Origin of the sequence: Pantoea alhagi (assembly GCF_002101395.1) — a bacterium.
In the GTDB taxonomy this organism is placed as follows: domain Bacteria; phylum Pseudomonadota; class Gammaproteobacteria; order Enterobacterales; family Enterobacteriaceae; genus Mixta; species Mixta alhagi.
On the sequence record NZ_CP019706.1, the window covers coordinates 3680150 to 3696573 of the forward strand.

Consider the following 16424-nt stretch of genomic DNA (forward strand, 5'->3'; position numbering starts at 1 on the left):
AGTAGCATTGTGCGTTATAGCGCACAAGATAACTTTCGGGAGGAAAAGGATGCAGGCACTCACGCAACACCTCGCTCAAACGCTAAAAGCCTTACGTGTTCAGCGCCAGTGGAGCCTGACGCAGGCAGCGGAACACAGCGGCGTCAGTAAGGCGATGCTGGGGCAAATTGAACGCGGTGAATCAAGTCCTACGGTTGCCACGCTGTGGAAAATCGCCACCGGCTTTGCCGTGCCGTTTTCGCTGTTTATCACGCCGCCTGAAGCGCCAGCGGAGGTAACGCACTATCGCGACGGTGAACGACCGCCGTTTCAGCAACGCAATGCACAGATGCAGGTCAGGCCGCTGGCTGATTTCGATCCGTTGCTGGGGTTCGATCTGCTGGAAATTACCTTTTCCGCCGGTGCGTTTAGCGAGTCGGCTCCCCACGCGCCAGGGGTAACAGAACATGTGGTGGTGATTTCCGGTACGCTGGAGGTGCGGGTTGCGCAGCAATGGCATCTGTTGAAGCAGGGCGAAGTGCTGCGTTTTAACGCCGACGTGCCGCACGCCTACCGCAATAGCAGCGACCAGCCAGCGTTAATCCACGACCTGATACATTATCCGCGTGCGGGCTAAACGCAGAATTAATTAAATTCCCGGCTCAGCGAAGCGCCCACGCCGTAATTACGTCCTGGCGCTGGTTCGAAGTAGCGGCCATTGCCTTCATTAACAATCACCGAACCCACATAGCGGCGGTCAAACAGATTATCAACGCGGCCAAACAGATCCAGTACCCAGTTCCCGGCGCGGTACTTATAGCCGCCGTTCAGCGCGGTCACCGCATAAGCCGGAGCCTGCTCACTGTTGCTGTCGTTGGCCTGAATCTCACCCATATAACGCAGCTCGGCACCGCCGTACCAGCCGGTTTCCGGCGCATACTCCAGCGCCGCCCAGGCCATATTGCGGGCAATGCCTGGCAGACGATTGCCGCGCGTCACCGGATTTTTGGCGCTGCTGCTGCTGTCACGATAGGTGGCATCCAGCAGTGTCCAGGAGAGCCGCAGTCGCCAGTCAAGGGCAAACTGCTGATCGAGCGCCAGCTCCAGACCGCGTCGCCGCGTCTGCCCGGCATTTTTATAGCTGCTGCGTCCGCCTTCGCTGTTGGCTTTTTGGTATCGGTCTGAAATAGCGCGGCGCTGAACAGACCGTTGCCAATGCGGGTTTTGCTGCCAATCTCCAGCGTATCGCTGGTCGAAGGTTGCAGGAGGTTATTCAGGCCGCCCTGGTCATCGTTGCGATAGGAGAGTTCGGTAATGGTCGGCGACTCGAAACCGCGTCCGGCAGAGGTGTAGATATTCCAGGCATCCGTCAGCGCATATTTCAGCGCGGCGGCAGGCAGCCAGCGGTGATAGCGCGCTTCGCCGCTATCGTCGCCGTTGTTCGTGGTGATGTAGCGATCATTATCATCAAAATTCACCGTGCTGAAGCGCACGCCCGCGTCCAGCGTCAGCTCAGGCGTAAGTTGCCAGGAGGTCTGCAGATAAGGATCGAGGTTCCACATCAGGTTGCGCTCGTTGCGGCGCAGGTTGCCCTTATGACCAAAAGCTGGCGCGCCGTTTTGCATAATGAAGTTTTCATAGCCTTTGCGGCGTTCGCTCATGGTTTCGTAATCAACCCCACCGGTGAACGTTACAGGGATCGCGCCGACGGCGTCACGATGCGTCCAGCGCGCATCGATGCCCTGATAGTGACGGGTTAAATCAATCACGCCGCCGGCATGGGTCGGTCTCAGCTGCGGCGCGCGCGGGATCGACTGATACTGCACCGTTTCACGTTCGCCCGCCCACGCCATCAGGCGGAGGTCATCGTTTTCGCTCATTTGACGTTCATAGCGCTGCCCGGCCTGCGTTTGCTTTGTGGTTTTGCGCGTATTGTACTCTTCCGCGCGCGGAGACTGCCGCGGGTTATCGTGCCATTCTGCGTTGGTGAGGCCACCAGCGTCCTGGGCTTTGATATTCACGCTGTTAAACAGCAGCGTTAAGGTACTGACATCATCAATACGCACCCCCAGCCGCGCGTTGCCGAGATTCTTTTGCGCGCTGCTGTGATCGCGGTAACCGTGGGTGCTAAAACGGGTTGTGGAAACCGCATAGTCAACATCACCCGCCTCACTGCCGTCGCCGGTTGCGCCCTGTGCCTTCAGGCCGTAGCGCCAGCTACCGAAGCTGCCATAATAGCTACTGGCCTCAATGCTGGCGGGCTGGCTGCCTTTCAGGGTATCAATGTTGATGACGCCGCCCGAGGCGTTGCCGTACAGCGCGGAAAAGGGACCACGCAGCACTTCCACGCGATCCACCGAGTTGAGATCGATATTAGACGTTTGGCCCTGACCGTCCGGCATCGTTGCCGGGATGCCATCGACATAAATACGCATACCGCGCACGCCATAGGTAGAGCGCGAGCCAAACCCGCGAATCGAAATCTGCAAATCCTGCGCATAGTTCTGTCTGTTCTGGATTTGTACGCCAGGAAGGCCGGAGAGATTCTCCGACAGATTAACGCGCGGCGCGGCCAGACGCAGATCGTCGCCGTTGATCACGCTCACGGCAGCTGGCGTGTCCAGTTCGGAAAGGCCGCCAGGGGAGGCGCTCACCACCAGGGTAGATTCATCGCTGGCCGCTGCGCAGATGCAGCTAAAAACCAGCAGGGTGGGTGCCGCTATAAAGCGGGCAGAACAGGGAGAAAGGATGATTTTCATAAAGGCGTCCTGCGGCAGAAATAATTGATAACGTTCCGTAACATCTGTGTTTAAGCCTGGCAGCCCGGTCATATTTTGCAAAAAGCGTTAATAAAATATTTCAGGCCAGCGGTGACAAATCACGTGCGAACCGCTGCAATGCTGCAGAAGCAGCTGATAATCTGGCTGATATAAAACGAGACTATTATCAGGACCCAGGTCAGTATTAACCGACATTTATCAAGAAGGATTTACACCATGAATCAACGTCCCGCGGTAGCGGTATTGGGATTAGGCGCCATGGGGCATGCTTTCGCTGCTAACCTGGTAAAGAAAGAATTTCAGGTAGCAGGCTGGAACCGCACCCGGGCACGCGGTGAGGATCTGGCGGCGGCTGGCATGCAGCTGTGTGATGAGCCGCAGCAGGCGGCAGAACAGGCAGAGGTTGTGCTGGCGATGCTGTCAGACGGCGCAACCACCGAACGCGTTTTGCAACAAATAATGCCAGCGTTAAAGCCCAACGCTATTTTCTGCCAGATGGGCACCATCGGTGTGGAAACCACCGATAAACTCATTTCTCAGCTGGCGGCGGCGCGCCCGGATGTGGTCTATATCGATGCGCCGGTTTCCGGCACCAAAGCGCCCGCAGAAAACGCGCAGATCCTGGTGCTGGCCAGCGGCGATCGTCAGCGTGCGGCGCGCCTGGAGCCCGTGTTTGCCGCTATCAGCAAGGGCGCGCGTTGGTTGGGTGAAGCGGGCGCCGGTTCGCGAATGAAACTGGTGGTAAACGCCTGGCTGATTAGCATGATGCAGGGGCTGGCGGAAAGTACCAGCCTGGCGCAGCAGTTTGGTTTTACCCCTGACGAACTCTGGTCTGTACTGGAAGGCGGGCCGTTAGCGGCACCCTATGCAAAGGTAAAGCTGGAGACCATCAGGGGCGGCGACTATACGCCCCAAATGCAGCTGGTCTGGGCGCTTAAAGATGCGCAGCTGGCGCTGAGCGCGGCGGAAGATCAGTCTATGCCGGGGCTACAGAATATTGCTCAGCTCTGGCAGCAGGCGGTGGAAGCGGGCTATGGCGAGCAGGATCTTGCGGTGATTTATCGGTTTTTGACCGGCAAAGAGTAAAGCCTGTCTGGCAGAAGCGGGCCGTAGCCCGCTCTGTTAACCCATTTACTCTGCTTTTTGATACTGCGCCAGCGTTGCTTTTTTACAGGCGGCGGCATCTTTAAGATTACTTTTCTTCACATCGTCAGGCAGCTTGATATAAGCATCCGCTACCTTTTCCGCCTCATCCTGATTAAATTCAGGCGTGTTCATGCCATAAGGAGCCGAACCGCGCATCACCATATCTTTAAGCTTCTGCACATACTCTTCCTGTGATGCGCCCGCTGCTTGCTGTTCGGCGGTGATGGTACAGAGTCCCGCAATATAGGATTGCGCTTCGCTGCTTGCTTCATCTGCTGCCTGTGCCACGCCGCAGCTTGCCATCAATAGCAGTATCGCCAGTCGCTTTTTCATTATTGCTCCTTTTTGCCTTGTTAAATCGTTACTTAAGCATAGCTGAGATATGTTTTTACGGAACGGGGCGCTGCTCGTAACGCTGATAAGCTGTTGCCATAAAAGCCTGGCGGAACAGCCTCTGTACAAATTCAATCCATGACGGAGGCCAGAGTAAAGTTCTTCAACTGCCGATTCACCTGCTGATGCTGCGATCCGCATTAACGCGCGTTTGCCAGGCGCTGACCGGTAAGTTTTGCGGCGACGAAGCGGGTTAATTTCATATTTGCCTCTTTTTTATTAACAACGTCCAGATTATTGAAATGTATAGATTTTTCTAAACGCTTTGCCCAGCCGCCGCTGCGTCTTGACAATCTCTTGCGTGAGATAAGTCTCAGAAATCGATTACAGGGATCCCCAAATTTTTTGAGCGTTCATAGTTAAGGGATGTTTTTCACCGAAGGAGGGAAAAAAATTGTCCTGGTTATCTGAAGATGTAGAGCATGACTCCGAGTTTTTGGCGTTGGTGGGTCGGGCTGTCTTAGCGTTAGCACAGGAAAGGCGGGCATTAAGTTACGATGCGCTCTGTTCGCGTTTGGGCGGTCTGGCCGATAACGCGGACGACGACGAAATGATTATTAGTTGTTGGCGAGCGCGTCAGCTGTTAAAAAACAGCGTGGGATTAGTCAAATAAAATGAATGGATGCCTCGCGCACCTGGCATTAAACCCCGCGCCAGAAATCAGCTATAAGATAAGCATCGTTTTCACCAGGAAGAAATTATGCCGTTTGATCTTCACGCTTATCTGGCGCGTATCGGTTTTACCGGCGCGACGCGCCCTTCATTAACGACACTGGCACAGCTGCATCAGGCGCATGTATGCGCTATACCCTTTGAAAACCTGGATGTGCTTCTTGATCGCCCGATTCATCTTGAAACCGAAGCGATTCAGGAGAAGCTGGTCGTAGCGCGGCGTGGTGGTTACTGCTATGAGCAGAACGCGCTGTTTCTGCTGGCGCTGCAGCAAATGGGTTTCGATGCACGCGGGCTGGCGGCCAGAGTCGTTATTGCCCAGCCGCCGTCCGTGCCGCCGCGTACCCATATGTTGCTGCTGGTGCAACTGGAAGAGGATTTCTGGATTGCCGATGTAGGCTTTGGCGGCCCGACGCTGAGCGCGCCGATTCGCCTGCAGGCAGATCGCGTGCAGACCACGCCGCACGGCGAATATCAATTGCAGTCGCTGGGTGAAGAGTGGCTGCTGTGCCAGCGGCGTAATCAGGAGTGGCTGCCGCTTTATCGCTTCGATCTGGTGACGCAGTATCCTTCCGATTACCTGATGGCCAGTCATTTCGTCTCGACCTGGCCGCATTCTCACTTTCGGCATCATCTGCTGGCGGCACGTTATCTGCCGGACGGCGGTCAGCTGTCGCTGGAGAACCGACGTTTTAGCCGCTATGGCGTGCAGCCGGAGAGGCGCACGCTGGATGATTTGCGCGCGCTTTATCAGCTGTTGCAGGATGAGTTCCGCCTTGGGGTTAAGCATTCGCTGTATGGCGTGAGCGAAGAGGCGTTTATCGAAGCAATGACGCGGCTGGAGAAGGCGCAATAAGCGTCCTTGCTGAGCCTGGCTATACTTATCAACCTGAATGCCATACAGGAGGAATTATGCCCGATAATCGTAACCAGGACTTGATGCCCTATAACCTTTTCTACTGCGACGGCACCATACTGGCGCAGAATATCGATGGCCACGTTATCGAACTGGGCCAGGCGAACGTGCATGATGGGCTGATCGGGTATCAAATTGACGGCAGCGATCTGCATGGCGAAAACTACAGCGCGCCGGAAGAATTACTGGAAGATTTAGGCGAGCAGCTCGACTTCCTGTTTCTTGACGGGCAGTTTACCAGCCTGCCGGACGTGAGCGAACGCTGGCTGGACAGGCTGGAAGATGCGCCGGTACAGCTGATTAGCCTGCATGAGCTGGATAGCGGCACCGAAGATGAAGATCCTGTGTCGATTAGCGATGAAGATCCTGGCGTCCGTAATGAGTGATCGCGCCGCACCGCCATTGATTTCACCTGACGAGCAGGTGGTGCTGTATGACGGCACCTGCCGGCTCTGTAACGGCTGGGTGAATTTCCTGCTACGCTACGATAAATATCATACGGTGAGGCTGGCGGCGGTGCAGAGCGAGCAGGGCAAAGCGCTGCTGCGCTGGGCAGGGCTCTCTACAGAAAACATCAGTACGATTGTGCTGATTAGGCAGGGGAAAGTTTATCTGCGCGCCGAAGCCATATTTCGTGTCATGGCCGGGCTGCCCTGGCCGTGGCGTATCCTGGCGCTGTTGCGTCTGCTGCCTGCGACACTTAGCAACCGCTGCTATGATGTGATCGCCAGCAATCGCTACCGGCTCTTTGGGCGTTACGACAATGTCCAGTCTCTCATCGCGGATCATCCGCAACGCTTTCTCGACCGCTGAACCCCGGGCAAAAAAACGGCATCCGAAGATGCCGCTACTGTTTTTTTGCGGGTGGGCCTTAGCCGACCGGCTGAGTACGGATCAGGTAATCAAACGCGCTCAGTGAGGCTTTTGCGCCTTCGCCGCTGGCGATGATGATCTGCTTGTACGGTACCGTGGTGCAGTCACCGGCAGCAAAGATGCCTTTCACGCTGGTTTCGCATTTCGCGTCGATCATGATTTCGCCCATCTGGTTGCGCTCAATGGTGCCATCCAGCCAGGTGGTGTTCGGCAGCAAACCAATCTGTACGAAAATACCGGCAACGTCCAGCTGATGAACCGTGTCGTTTACGCGGTCTTTGTATTCCAGGCTGGTCAGCTTGCTGCCGTCGCCTTTCACTTCCAGCGTTTGCGCATTAAGAATAATGTCCACGTTCTGCAGGCTGCGTACTTTTTCCTGCAGCACGGCATCCGCTTTCATCGCGGGAGCAAATTCCAGCAGGGTAACGTGTTCAACGATGCCTGCCAGATCGATCGCCGCTTCAACGCCGGAGTTACCGCCACCAATAACCGCAACGCGTTTGCCTTTGTACAGCGGGCCGTCACAGTGCGGGCAGTAGGTAACGCCACGGGTGCGGTACTGCTCTTCGCCTGGCACGTTCATGTTACGCCAGCGTGCGCCGGTCGCCACGATAATGCTGCGCGATTTCAGCTCAGCGCCGGAGGCGGTTTTAATGGTATGCAGGCCGCCTTCAACGCTGGCCGGGATCAGCTTGCTGGCGCTCTGGCTGTCGATAACATCGATAGCATATTCGCTTACGTGCGCTTTCAGTGCGCCGGCCAGTTTAGAACCTTCGGTTTTCGGTACGGAGATATAGTTTTCGATATCCACCGTATCCAGCACCTGTCCGCCAAAGCGTTCGCCCAGCAGAGCAGTACGAATGCCTTTACGCGCCGAGTAAATCGCTGCCGCTGCGCCCGCCGGGCCGCTGCCGACAATCAGCACATCGTAAGCGTCACGCTTATTCAGCTCTTCCGCCGCGCGTTTATCAGCGTTAACGTCCACTTTGCTGACGATCTCCGCCAGACTCATGCGGCCCTGACCAAACTCTTTACCGTTAAGGAATACCGCAGGAACGCCCATCACATTGCGATCCTGGATTTCGCTCTGGAATACGCCGCCGTCGATCGCTGTATGGCTGATGCGCGGATTCAGAATCGCCATCAGGTTCAGCGCCTGTACCACGTCAGGGCAGTTATGGCAGGAAAGCGAGTAATAGGTTTCAAAATGCAGGTCGTCATCCAGCTGGCGGATCTGATCCAGCAGCGCCTGCGTCTCTTTTGACGGATGTCCGCCGGTCTGCAGCAGTGCCAGCACCAGCGAAGTAAATTCGTGACCCAGCGGCGAACCGGCAAAACGCGGGCCGGTAGTGTTGCCTGGGTTAGTAATCAGGAATGAGGGTTTACGCTCCGGCAGGGTGTTGTCTTCACGGAACGTTACTTTTTCAGACAGCTCCGCAATCTCAGTCAGCAACTCTTTGATTTCAGCAGACTTGGCGCCGTCATCCAGCGTAGCGATTAACTCAACAGGCTTGGTTAATTTCTCAAGATAGGCCTTGAGTTGGTTTTTCATCGTGGTGTCGAGCATGAGGGTCTCCAGGCAAAAAATCGGGTGCCGCAGCACCCGATGAAAATATAAAGAGCGAGGCTAACTTAGATTTTGCCAACCAGGTCCAGAGACGGAGCCAGCGTTGCTTCGCCTTCTTTCCATTTTGCAGGGCACACTTCGCCCGGGTGGCTGGCAACGTACTGAGCTGCCTTCACTTTACGCAGCAGGTCAGAGGCGTCACGGCCGATACCTTCAGCAGTGATTTCTACTGCCTGGATGATACCTTCCGGGTCAACGATAAAGGTACCGCGGTCAGCCAGACCCTGATCTTCGCGCATGATGTCGAAGTTACGGGTCAGCGCGCCGGTCGGGTCGCCGATCATCGCGTACTGGATTTTCGCGATGGTTTCAGAGCTGCCGTGCCAGGCTTTGTGCGTGAAGTGGGTATCAGTAGAAACAGAGTAAATGTCTACGCCCATTTTCTGGAATTCTGCGTAGTGGTCAGCCACGTCACCCAGTTCAGTCGGGCAAACGAAGGTGAAGTCAGCCGGGTAAAAGAAGAATACGCTCCATTTACCTTCAACGTCTTTCTCAGTCACTTCGATGAACTCACCGTTTTTGAACGCGCTGTTTTTAAACGGTTTGATTTTGGTGTTAATGATAGACATCAGTTACTCCTTCATATTGGTTAGCGTGAAAGTTACCGAAAAATGTGATTGAGATCTAATGCGTATCCATTATTGAATCAATAAGTAAAACCTAACAACAGCTAAGGCATTACTTATTATGGATAAATTCTGCTCTCAACCCTATGTGCTTCGGCAGCTCAGGCGCTGCAACACTCTGACAGATAGCCATTACGCTGCGTTTGATTTATACAGGGTTTCCCTGTTTGGGCCAGCAGGATAACGACACTGCATGACCGGCGTCATCATACGTTGTTCATGGCCTGACAATCCAGCCCGATAAAAACGCATAAATAAACCAGTAGTCAATGGTTCGTGGTCATCTTCAGATTAACGGATAACCTAACCGGGTTTTCTACTCTCTCTCCTGCAGCCAGCACCCCTTACAGCAACAGGCAGCAGCATAATCCGCCTTTTCAACTGCCTGATGATTAATCAATGATGCTAATGTTACCGGTAAAGTTGCCGATAAGTGTGATGTTTATCACTTTATTTGAGGGAGCTATGTCCTTTTTCAGCCGTATCAAAACATCCACCTTTCTGATTTGCTGTATCGCTCTGTTTGGCCTGCTGCAATTCGCTTCCGGCGGACTGTTTCTTAATTCACTTAGCAATGACAAGGAAAATTTCTTTACCGCCACCACGGCCAATGACAAGGTCACTGCGCTGACCAACGCCTGGTATGCGCTGAACGCGGTGCGTTCCGATGCTAACCGCATCGTTATTTGGATCCAGCAGGAAGGCCCAGCCAGCGCAAAAGTGCCTGGGATGATCCAACACGGACGCCAACAGCTGCAGGAAGCAGAGCGCTGGTATCAGGAGTATCAGTCTGGCGCGCCGTTGAAACAGCTTGACCCGCATCTGACCGCTGAACTTAACGCCAGCTATAAAGCTTACTCGACGCTGTTGCAGCAACTGATGGACACGGCGGATACGCACAGCCTGGCTGCAATGTTTGCCATTAATGCCGCGCCGAAACAGCAGGCGATGCTGGAAGATTACGAGCGCTGGCGCAGCGCGGTCAATCATCTGACCAGTCAGGCGGCTGAGGACAGCAGCCAACATTTCCAGCGAATGGAAATGTTGCTGGCAGGCGTGATGCTGCTGGTATTAGCCTGCGTTGCGCTCAGCTGGCGTGTGTTGCAGCGCGTGCTGTTGCAGCCGCTCACTGCCGCGCTTAATCATATTGATGCGATTGAACATGGCGATCTCACGCAGCCGGTGAAAATAGATCCGCTGGCGCGAACTGAAATGGGGCGACTGCATAATGGCCTGGCGCGTATGCAACAGGCGCTGGTCAATACCGTCAGCAACGTGCGCAGCGGCTCTGAAACCATCCTTACCGGCGTTAGCGAAATTGCCGCAGGCAATGCCGATCTCTCATCGCGTACGGAACAGCAGGCCGCTTCACTGGAACAGACGGCAGCCAGCATGGAACAGATTACCGCTACCGTAAAACAGAATGCGGATAATGCGCTGCAGGCATCCAAACTGGCGTTATCGGCGTCAGAGACCGCTGAGAAAGGCGGAGATATTGTTGATGGAGTAATCAAGACCATTTACGACCTGGAAGAAAGCGCGAAGAAAATTGCTGAGATCACCGGCGTTATCGAAAGCATTGCCTTTCAGACCAATATCCTGGCGCTGAATGCTGCGGTAGAGGCGGCACGCGCCGGAGAAAACGGGCGCGGTTTTGCAGTGGTTGCAGGAGAGGTGCGCAATCTGGCCCAGCGCAGCGCGGCAGCGGCCAAAGATATTAAAGGGCTGATTGATGAGTCCTCTTCACGTGTGGAAAAAGGCACAAAGCTGGCGGTTGCCGCTGAAGAGTCGATGGAAGCCATCGTGGTTGGGGTTAAGCAGGTGCGCGATATTATGGATGAAATCTCCTCTGCTTCTGAAGAGCAAAGCCGTGGCATCAGCCAGGTAGGCATTGCGGTGGTCGAATTGGATCAGGTCACGCAGCAAAACGCCTCGCTGGTTGAAGAGTCATCTTCGGCGGCCAGCCAGCTGGAAGATCAGGCCCGACATCTGAACCAGATGGTAGCGACCTTTCGTCTTACCACAGGCGTTACGTTGTCACAACCAGTCGCGAGAAAGCCGGTAGCTAATGTTGCGCGCTCCGCGCTCGCGCGCCCAAAGGAAACGCTGTCGACAGAAGGATGGGAAGCTTTCTGACAACCACTCATTAAATAGAGAAAGCTGACCTGAAACAGGGTCGGCTTTAATTAATTTCCGGGTAATTAAAAATAAAAAAGTTAATTATAAATATGTGAAATAAAATAATTATCGAAAAAATCATTTTTGATAAAATACTTATTAAGTTGCGCTAATTAATATAATTGTTATTGACTAAACTTATTTATTGATTATTATTTCTGCCGCCCCGAAACAAGAAAAGGAGTTTATCGGTGAAAAAAATAAGTATGGCCTTTATGCTGGCTACGCTGGCGATTATGCCCATAACGCATGATGTCATCGCGCAGGATAAGGCGGCGCAAAGCTCGTCGTCTGCGCGCCCGGAAGTCGCGGAGGAAGTGAAGGCGTGGGAGGGCGAAGAGGGCATTCAGGTGTGGATATTACGTTATGGCCCGCGCAAGGACAATAAAGCGCTGGTGCAGATTACTAATATCGATCACCCCTGGAGCCAACGCATTCAGATAATGGATGTGCAAAAAAACGATAAAAAGAAAACCTATTCGCTAATGGTGGATGGCAAACGCTTTATCGCCTTAAATATGCTCGGTTCCGGCATGGGCGAGCTTTATCTTCCTGATGAGAAGCAGCCTTATCGCATTAGCTACAGTCAGTCGCTCTCATCCTATGGCAATGCGCAGCATTTCCTGACGGATTATCTTAACCAAAAGAAATAATAAGCCGGTTTTATCTGTTAGTAATCAGCAGGCATTATTTTCAGGATAATAATGCCTGTTTTTTTTGTTACGTCGCGGTTCAGTGGCTGGCCGCCCGGCTAACCGGCAACGAACCGGCACGCTCAGCGCTCAGTTTTTTCTCCGGCTGTAACAGCATCATTGCCAGCATACTGGCGAAAGCAATCAGCGCGGTAGCGGTAAACATCGCGTTGTAGCCATAATATTGCGCCAGCCAGCCGCTTAGCATCGGGGAAATAATCGAGGCCAGATTAGCTATCGCCAGGGTCATGCCGCTGTAGGTGCCCACGCTGGCGCGCGGCGTAACGTCAATCACTACTGACCAGTAGACATTATTGACTAACGCATTCAGCGCATTGCCCAGCGTCATCATCAAAATAACCGTACTGGCGGAGGGCATCCACGGGATCGCCAGAAAGCAGCCGCCAGCCAGCAGCAGCGTTAACGCAGCGAAAAGGTTGCGCGCCAGGCGCAGATTAGCAAAACGGCGCAGCAGCAAATCACTGATTCTCCCACCCAATAGCACGGTAATACAGGCGCCGCTCCAGGGAAGCATGGCGATATAGCCCAACGACTGTAGATCGAAATGGAAATTATCCTGCAGATATTTGGGTGCCCAGGTTACCAGGGTGAAGGTAATATAGAGAAACGAAAAATAGCCCAGCGCATTGCAGACCAGCGTCCGGCTGGTAAAGAAACGCCACCAGGGCAGCGGCACGCCCCCTGCCGGCTCCGGCGCTTGTCCACGGCTGATGAGCAGGCGTTCGGCCGCATTCGCGGCGGGCTGCTGTTCTGGCGTATCGCTAAAAGCGCGGGCAAACACCACCATCGCCACCAGCGACATCACCCCCAGCAGGATAAACATCATCCGCCAGTCGTTGGTCAGTAACAGCAGCGTGACCGCTACCGGCGCGGTAAGCAGCGAGCCGACCTGAGTACTGAGTAAACCAATCCCCAACGCTATGCCGCGCTCGTTGTCCGGCGCCCAGTGGGCGATGGCCTTGTTCATCAGCGCATAGGCGGGGCCTTCCGCGAAGCCAAACAGAATACGCAGCGCCGCAAACCCCATGATCGCCGAGCCGCCGAACAGCGCCATACCTAAATCGCCCGCCCAGGCGGTGGCAATCTCTAAAAGTGACCAGAGTACGCCCGCCATTAGCTAGACCTTTTTCGTGCCGAAGCGGTCGGCCAGGAAGCCGCCGCACAGCGAACCGAACAGATAGCCAAAGCCGAAATAGCCCAGCACCGCCCCAAGCTGCACTTTAGTAAATTGATATTCAGCGGCGATGGCACTGGCGGCAAAAGAGAGCGCCCCGCGGTCGATGTAGTTAATCAGAGCAATAAAAAACAGCAGGGCAAAGATTTTAAAGCGGTAGCGGCTGGCCGCAGCGGTAGCAAGCATAGCTTTTCTCCTGAAAACGTGAGCAACGTCTGGTATTAAGCAAAGGCGATGCCAGCTGGAGAAAAAGGGTAAGTGCGGGGATGGCGCGTTCTGCTGCCGGGAAAGGTTGCACTCTTTGCAGGCAAGCGCCCGAAACAGGGCGCTGCCAGCGTGCAAATTAGCGCTCGCTTTCCGGGAGCAATGGCGGAATAGCAGGCACCTGCGGCGCATTATCGATATCCTGCTGCGTCATACGGAACGCTTCCGGATAATGTTCCCGGCTGGTGCGGCGCAGTGGTTCGGTCGAGCGCCAGGTATACAGGCAGCGTTGACATTGATGTACAGTCCAGACACCGGCAACCGGCGAAGTTGCCATTAATTCAATATGTTGATCGCCACAGCGTGGACATAGCATAGCTCTTCTCCTGTTATTTACGGTTTGCCAGCATTGCGCTCAGTTTTTCCACCCATTCGGCCGTCTCCGGCAGATCTTTGACCGGCTGGCTGTAGTGGCCGCGGTTATCCGGCGCGACCGGCGTGGTGGCGTCAATAATTAGCTTGTCGGTGATGCCGGCGGGAGACGAGCCCGGATCCAGCTCCAGCACCGACATATTCGGCAGCTGAACCAGATCGCCCGCCGGGTTTACTTTGGAGGAGAGCGCCCACATCACCTGAGGCAAATCAAACGGATCGACATCCTCATCCACCATAATCACCATCTTGACGTAGCCGAGTCCGTGCGGGGTGGTCATGGCGCGCAGGCCGACCGCGCGGGCAAAGCCGCCGTAGCGTTTTTTCGTCGAGATAATCGCCAGCAGGCCGTGGGTATACATCGCGTTAACCGCCTGCACTTCCGGGAATTCCGCCTTCAGCTGCTGCCAGAGCGGCACGCAGGTCGCAGGGCCGATCAGATAATCGATTTCGGTCCACGGCATTCCAAGATAGAGTGATTCAAAGATGGGCTGGCTGCGCCAGCTGACGCGATCGATACGCACCACCGTCATATTGCGTCCGCCGGAATAGTGGCCGGTGAACTCGCCGAACGGCCCTTCGATCTCGCGTTTGCGTCCTTCAATCACCCCTTCCAGGATCACTTCCGACCCCCACGGCACATCGAAGCCGGTCAGCGGCGCGCTGACAATCGGATAGGGCGCTTCGCGCAGCGCGCCCGCCATCTCATATTCCGACTGATCATATTTCAGCGGAGTGGCGCCCATCAGGGTGATAATCGGGTCGTTGCCGAGCGTAATGGCGACGGGTAAATCTTCACCGCGCTCTTCCGCTTTGTGCAGATGCAACGCAATGTCATGCATCGGTACCGGCTGCAGACCGAGCTTACGCTTACCTTTTACCTCCATGCGGTAGATGCCGACATTCTGTTTACCGAAGTTATCGGGATCTTGCGGATCGCGCGACACCACGCAGGCCTTGTCGAGATAGAAGCCGCCGTCGCCATCGTTTAAACGGAACAGCGGCAAAATATCAAACAGATTGATGTCGTCGCCTGCGGCGCTGTTTTCCTGCCACGGTGCGCTGTCGCGGCGTTCGGGCGCGACCGGGAAGGTATCCCAGCGACGCATAAACGCCTCGATCTGCGCACGGGTTGAGGTATTGGGCGGCAGACCCAGCGCGATAGCGTGATTCTGCCACGAGCCCAGGGTATTCAGGGCGACGCGCGCATCGGTAAAGCCGGCAATATTATCAAACCAGAGTGCGGGCGCGCCTTCGCCGATGCGGCCTGTGGCGTTGGCGGCGGCGGCCAAATCGGGTTCCGCCTGCACCTGCTCGTTGATTTTTAACAGCTGCCCCTGTTCATCCAGCGCCTGCAAAAAGCTGCGCAGATCGTCATAAGCCATAACGTGCTCCTTAAGGTTAATTAGCGTTTTCCTGCGTCCGGGGCTGCGATAATCCCTGCCAGCGCCGGGCCTGCGGATAAGAGAGACCAAACTGATCGAGAACGCGCGCCACAATATGATGGGTAATGTCTTCAACCGAAGCGGGGTGGTTATACCAGGCGGGCATGGGCGGCACCATCGCGACGCCGAGGCGCGATAACGCCAGCATATTTTCCAGATGAATGGTGCTGAGCGGCGTTTCACGCGGCACCAGTACCAGCTTGCGCTGCTCCTTTAGCACCACGTCTGCGGCGCGTCCCACCAGCCCATCGGCATAGCCGGCGCGAATACCGGCCAGCGTTTTCATGCTGCAGGGAATAATGATCATGCCGTCGGTTTTAAACGAGCCTGAAGAGATAGTGGCAGCCTGATCGCTGGCGTTATGACAGACATCCGCCATCGCGGCGACATCGCGCACGCGCCAGGGCGTTTCCAGCTCAATGGTGGTTTTCGCCCATTTTGACAGCACCAGGTGCGTCTCCACCTCGGGCATCGCCTGTAATGCCTGCAGCAGCGCCACGCCGAGCGGCGCGCCGGTGGCGCCGGTCATTCCTACGATCAGTTTCATTCCGCCTCCACATCGTTCGTGTACGAACCAATGAAATTACCTTAGGCCGCAGGCAGCATGAATGCAAGCAGCTACCACAAAAAAAGTTCGTACAGGAACGTTTTTATCATGAACAGCGAGTCCGGTGAGCCTGAAGCGCTAAGGCAGGGTAACGCGCGAGAATTTTCCGTTTAGTCTGATGCGCCCTATAATGGCGCTCTGATTATTGATGGGAAGGGCGGCCAATGCCTTTAACGCTAAATAAAGAAGCTTTTCATTTGATGCGCCAGTTGTTTCAGGAGCATACCGCTTACTGGCAGCAGCTGTTGCCGGATCTGACCAAACCGCAATATTCAGTGCTGCGTGCGGTGGCGGAAAAACCGGGTATTGAACAGGTCGAGCTGATTGAAGCTGCCGTCAGCACCAAAGCGACGCTGGCGGAAATGCTTTCACGTCTGGAGAAGCGCGGCATTCTGCGGCGCGAGCATGCCCCTGAGGATAAGCGTCGCCGCTTTGTGTTTCTGACACCAGCAGGCGAGCAGCAGTTACAACATGCAATTCCCTTAGCCAGTGAAGCTGACCAGGCGTTTCTTAACCGGCTTGAGCAACACGAGCAGGACGAGTTTGTCCGGCTGCTGGATAAAATGGTGCCAGAAAAGAACGGCCCGTTTACAGAGCCATCGCAGCGTAAGGCAATTGATTAATTGCCTGCATCTCTGGCGGGGCCGCCATCGATTACC

14 protein-coding genes and 2 pseudogenes are annotated in these 16424 nt (G+C 55.0%); 8 read left to right on the top strand and 8 right to left on the bottom strand.

Going from position 1 to position 16424, the window contains the following annotated elements; genetic code table 11:
- Positions 1-49: 49 nt before the first annotated feature.
- Entirely contained in the window at positions 50-616 is a 567-nt protein-coding gene (locus B1H58_RS17370; RefSeq protein ID WP_085071709.1) for a helix-turn-helix domain-containing protein, read from the top strand.
- 8 nt (positions 617-624) lie between these two features.
- Here the strand turns inward: B1H58_RS17370 and pqqU are convergent.
- Positions 625-2738: pseudogene (gene pqqU, locus B1H58_RS17375) on the bottom strand (TonB-dependent receptor PqqU).
- Positions 2739-2975: 237 nt separating this feature from the next.
- Between pqqU and B1H58_RS17380 the strand changes: the two are divergent.
- A complete protein-coding gene (locus B1H58_RS17380; RefSeq protein WP_085071710.1) occupies positions 2976-3845 on the top strand; it encodes an NAD(P)-dependent oxidoreductase in 870 nt (289 codons plus the stop codon).
- Positions 3846-3890: 45 nt separating this feature from the next.
- On the opposite strand, the gene B1H58_RS17385 is transcribed toward B1H58_RS17380, so the two are convergent.
- Complete coding sequence (locus B1H58_RS17385) at positions 3891-4238, bottom strand: hypothetical protein (protein WP_085071711.1); 348 nt, start codon at positions 4236-4238, stop codon at positions 3891-3893.
- Between the two features lie 760 nt (positions 4239-4998).
- Between B1H58_RS17385 and B1H58_RS17395 the strand changes: the two genes are divergently transcribed.
- From B1H58_RS17395 to B1H58_RS17405, 3 genes are read left to right on the top strand one after another with little or no spacing between them, the layout of a single operon-like run.
- On the top strand, positions 4999-5826 hold the full coding sequence (locus B1H58_RS17395) for an arylamine N-acetyltransferase family protein (protein WP_208615323.1): 828 nt from the start codon (positions 4999-5001) through the stop codon (positions 5824-5826).
- A 56-nt stretch (positions 5827-5882) separates the two neighbouring features.
- Positions 5883-6272, top strand: coding sequence for a hypothetical protein (locus tag B1H58_RS17400; RefSeq protein ID WP_208615324.1), 390 nt, complete (start codon positions 5883-5885; stop codon positions 6270-6272).
- Entirely contained in the window at positions 6265-6699 is a 435-nt protein-coding gene (locus tag B1H58_RS17405; protein WP_085071714.1) for a thiol-disulfide oxidoreductase DCC family protein, read from the top strand. The genes B1H58_RS17400 and B1H58_RS17405 overlap by 8 nt, the downstream gene beginning before the upstream one ends.
- A gap of 58 nt (positions 6700-6757) precedes the next feature.
- Here the strand turns inward: B1H58_RS17405 and ahpF are convergent, their stop codons facing one another.
- Entirely contained in the window at positions 6758-8326 is a 1569-nt protein-coding gene (gene ahpF, locus B1H58_RS17410) for an alkyl hydroperoxide reductase subunit F (protein WP_085071715.1), read from the bottom strand.
- A gap of 65 nt (positions 8327-8391) precedes the next feature.
- Positions 8392-8955, bottom strand: coding sequence for an alkyl hydroperoxide reductase subunit C (ahpC, locus tag B1H58_RS17415; RefSeq protein ID WP_085071716.1), 564 nt, complete (start codon positions 8953-8955; stop codon positions 8392-8394).
- A 522-nt stretch (positions 8956-9477) separates the two neighbouring features.
- Between ahpC and B1H58_RS21210 the strand changes: the two genes are divergently transcribed.
- Positions 9478-11148 carry a methyl-accepting chemotaxis protein gene (locus B1H58_RS21210; protein ID WP_085071717.1) on the top strand — a complete coding sequence of 557 codons (1671 nt, stop codon included), beginning with the start codon at positions 9478-9480 and terminating at the stop codon, positions 11146-11148.
- 233 nt (positions 11149-11381) lie between these two features.
- On the top strand, positions 11382-11843 hold the full coding sequence (locus tag B1H58_RS17425; RefSeq protein ID WP_208615325.1) for a hypothetical protein: 462 nt from the start codon (positions 11382-11384) through the stop codon (positions 11841-11843).
- Positions 11844-11922: 79 nt separating this feature from the next.
- Here the strand turns inward: B1H58_RS17425 and B1H58_RS17430 are convergent.
- From B1H58_RS17430 to B1H58_RS17445, 4 genes and pseudogenes are all read right to left on the bottom strand, one after another.
- Positions 11923-13263: pseudogene (locus B1H58_RS17430) on the bottom strand (MFS transporter).
- Between the two features lie 157 nt (positions 13264-13420).
- A complete protein-coding gene (locus B1H58_RS17435) occupies positions 13421-13657 on the bottom strand; it encodes a non-oxidative hydroxyarylic acid decarboxylases subunit D (protein ID WP_085071718.1) in 237 nt (78 codons plus the stop codon).
- 13 nt (positions 13658-13670) lie between these two features.
- Entirely contained in the window at positions 13671-15098 is a 1428-nt protein-coding gene (locus tag B1H58_RS17440; protein ID WP_085071719.1) for a non-oxidative hydroxyarylic acid decarboxylases subunit C, read from the bottom strand.
- Positions 15099-15114: 16 nt separating this feature from the next.
- Positions 15115-15705, bottom strand: a complete 591-nt coding sequence (locus B1H58_RS17445; RefSeq protein WP_085071720.1) for a non-oxidative hydroxyarylic acid decarboxylases subunit B — start codon at positions 15703-15705, stop codon at positions 15115-15117.
- 224 nt (positions 15706-15929) lie between these two features.
- Between B1H58_RS17445 and B1H58_RS17450 the strand changes: the two genes are divergently transcribed.
- Positions 15930-16388 (top strand): MarR family winged helix-turn-helix transcriptional regulator, encoded by a 459-nt coding sequence (locus B1H58_RS17450; RefSeq protein ID WP_085071721.1) that lies wholly within the window; start codon positions 15930-15932, stop codon positions 16386-16388.
- The last annotated feature ends 36 nt before the right edge of the window (positions 16389-16424 follow it).